Genomic DNA, 3,140 nt, shown 5'->3' with positions numbered 1-3,140 from the left:
TTAGCGTGAGACATGAGGAGAGAACCTTTCGAGTCTGGCTGATGGAAGCTGCAACCCCTCCACTCAACCAGCCCAAGGCGCTCTCCTCATCACCTCAAAGACTCAGACCACACCCCCTCAACCAACCCTCCCGACCAGTACAGCTAGGAAAATCCAAGCGACAATGGCGTAGAACAATCCATTCTTGTAGTGCCATGACGCGAACTTTCTCCGCCGATGATTGATGCTCATTCGACGTCTCCGGAGGGCCTGTCGAGATAGGCGCGTCCAGCGTCGGTAATTCGGTAGCGCTGGAGGCGGCTCCTGGGCTTGTCAGGGATCGTTCGTTCGACGAGCCCTGCATCGATCAGGGGATCGAGATGGCGGCGTACGTTGCGCGTCTCGTTGCTCAGCCCCAGTCGAGACAGAAGGTCGGTGCGAGTCGTCTCGACATCGTTGAGCAGGGAGAGGATCGTGGCCCGATGGTCGTCCGGGTTTCTAACCTCGTGACTTGGTGATTCGACTTGGTGATTCGACTTAGTGATTGGATGCTCTGACTTGGTGACTCGACTTAGTGACTCACCGTGTTCTCCGGCATCGGCGGGGTTGTGGCTGAGCACGTGGATCGTGACCCGCACACGGTCGATGACCTCGCGGATCGGCTCAATGGGGATGGAGTAGACATCGCGGCGGCGCACTTCTCCGAAGACGGCGGTCTTGTAAGCGTGCTTCAGCAGGAACTCCACGGCCTGGTTAACGGCCAACGGCATCGGACCGCGGATCTCAGTCTGGTCGAAGATGTCAGTGCCGTGGGGGCCGCGCAACCGGCCGCACTGATACCCAGGCGGAGGGGAGGAAGGGGAGGAAGCGCGTGGGGTCGGGGCAGGCGGTGAGAATCCCGGCGTAGGTCGGAACGATCTGATCTCCTTGCCTCGCTGCAAGACCGAGCGCCAGCAGGTCATTCGTGTCGGTGGCGCGGCCGCGCAGCTCGGCCAGAGTGCTCAGATTCAGGTCAGTCAGGGCCGCACGCGGCTCGGGCAGATTCTCAAAAGCGATGCCGTGAGCGTTGCGTTCGAGCTCGGCGACCAGCGTTGGGTCAGCCTGGCGAGTAGAGGAACCGAGACGCACGTAGACGCCCGCTTCTGGGCCCTGCCGAGTGATGTAGTGGGGGCGTCGGGTGCTCAGTGGAACATCGACGACGAGAACAGTCTTGTCGGCGAGCGGGACAAGGTCGATGGCGGGAACCAGCCGCGGTGAGATCCAGTCATCGATGAGACTGGCGACGCGCTCCTCCTCGGCGAGCGGGTCCTCAACACCGACCACGGTGCCATCATCTGCGATCCCGATGACGAGGCGGCCACCCGTGGAGTTCGCGAAGGCTGTGATGGTGCGCAGCGGACCCGTGGGCGAACTGAGATCCCGCTTGAGCTCCAGGGTCTTGCCTTCGCGGTCTATGAGTCGGCCGTCATTTCCAAGGGTGAGGTAGTCAGTCATACGAATCCTCGAAAGACGTTACTGGTGCGGGTCTCGCCCGCATTTCGGCCCCCATGGCCGACTACAAGGCAACACTAGCCGATCCGAGGTGCAGGTATCGGACTGGAGAGTTGAACCGGAAAAACGTCGATCGGCCCGACATCTCCAGATGATGAACCATGGCATCTTGTGATGGCGGCGTGCGAGTAGCCCCGGGGTGACGTGCCCTCGGCGTCTCTGGGACCAATCATCTAGGATCGACAGTGATGACGACACCGCCCACCGCAGCAGCCGGTTCGCCGGCGATGACCTCCTCAACCGCCAGCTCCTCAATCCCGGCAGGTTCCGCAGCACCGACCGTCTCGTCAGTCAACTCGGCCACCACTGATCCGGAGACCACCACGCCCGACTCCACCGTGGTCCGCACCCTCACCCTGCCCGAGGACGTCGCCCCGGTCATCCTCCTGGGGGCCCGGGACGAGGTCCTGCGTGCCATTGAGAAGGGCTTCACCGACGTCGACATCCACGTGCGCGGCACAGCCGTCACCGTCTCCGGCTCCGCCGCCCGCGTTGACACCGTCGTCGTCCTGCTCTCCGAGCTCATCGACGTCGCCCGCACCGGCACGCCCCTGACCGCGGACGCCGTCGAGCGCGCCGTCGGCCTGCTGGAGACCTCCACCCGCCCCACCGAGGTCCTCACCGATGACATCCTCACCTCCCACGGCCGCACCATCCGTCCCAAGTCGCTGGGCCAGAAGGCCTACACCGACGCCATCGAGGAATCCACCATCACCTTCGGCATCGGCCCCGCCGGCACCGGCAAGACCTACCTGGCCATGGCCAAGGCCGTCGACGCCCTGGCCCGCAAGCGCGTCTCGCGCATCATCCTCACCCGCCCCGCCGTCGAGGCCGGCGAGAACCTCGGCTTCCTTCCCGGCAGCCTCACCGACAAGATCGACCCCTACCTGCGCCCCCTCTACGACGCCCTCCACGACATGCTCGAGCCCGAGGCCCTGCCCCGCCTCATGGCCGCCGGCACCATCGAGGTCGCGCCCCTGGCCTACATGCGAGGACGCACCCTCAACGACGCCTTCGTCATCCTCGACGAGGCCCAGAACACCAGCCCCGAGCAGATGAAGATGTTCCTCACCCGCCTCGGCTTCGGCTCACGCATGGTCGTCACCGGAGACATCTCCCAGGTCGACCTGCCCGGCGGACGCGAGTCCGGACTCATCGTCGTGCGCAGGATCCTCGCCGGGGTCGAGGGCATCAGCTTCTGCGAGCTCGGATCGGCCGACGTCGTGCGCCACCGCCTCGTGGGCCGCATCATCGAGGCCTACGCCCGCCACGATGCCGAGGTCGCCGCCCAGGACGCCACCCGACCCGCCGGATCGCCTGGCCGCAGCGGCCGCAACAGTCAGTACCGTCGGGGGAGCGGCAACCGTCCCGCCCGGCCCCACTCGGAGAGGAACCCGCATGACCACTGAGGTCATCAACGAGACCACCACTGTCATCGACGCCGCCGAGTTCGCGGACCTCGCCGACCACGTCCTGACCGCCATGCACGTCAGCCCCGCCGCCGAGCTCAACATCATGTTCATCGACCCCGAGCCCATGGAAGAGCTCCACGTGCGCTGGCTCGACCTGCCCGGCCCCACCGACGTCATGAGCTTCCCCATGGACGAGCT

At 65.1% G+C, this 3,140-nt stretch carries 4 protein-coding genes; 2 read left to right on the top strand and 2 right to left on the bottom strand.

Annotated features, from left to right (window positions below):
• Positions 1-227: 227 nt before the first annotated feature.
• Both RWR81_RS13220 and RWR81_RS13215 read right to left on the bottom strand, forming a co-directional pair.
• Positions 228-749, bottom strand: a complete 522-nt coding sequence (locus RWR81_RS13220; RefSeq protein ID WP_314458173.1) for a Fic family protein — start codon at positions 747-749, stop codon at positions 228-230.
• 31 nt (positions 750-780) lie between these two features.
• A complete protein-coding gene (locus RWR81_RS13215) occupies positions 781-1,473 on the bottom strand; it encodes an RNA-binding domain-containing protein (RefSeq protein WP_314458172.1) in 693 nt (230 codons plus the stop codon).
• 395 nt (positions 1,474-1,868) lie between these two features.
• Here RWR81_RS13215 and RWR81_RS13210 point away from each other — a divergent pair, with 395 nt between their 5' ends.
• Together RWR81_RS13210 and ybeY are read left to right on the top strand one after the other, a co-directional pair.
• Positions 1,869-2,939, top strand: coding sequence for a PhoH family protein (locus tag RWR81_RS13210; protein ID WP_314458174.1), 1,071 nt, complete (start codon positions 1,869-1,871; stop codon positions 2,937-2,939).
• The coding region (gene ybeY, locus RWR81_RS13205) for an rRNA maturation RNase YbeY (RefSeq protein ID WP_314458171.1) at positions 2,929-3,140 on the top strand (212 nt) is incomplete at its 3' end. The genes RWR81_RS13210 and ybeY, both read left to right, overlap by 11 nt.

Origin of the sequence: uncultured Actinomyces sp., from assembly GCF_963526355.1 — a bacterium.
Classification (GTDB): Bacteria; Actinomycetota; Actinomycetes; order Actinomycetales; family Actinomycetaceae; genus Actinomyces.
Note: the sequence above shows the minus strand (reverse complement) of the source record. Positions and strands in the feature narration are given on the sequence as shown.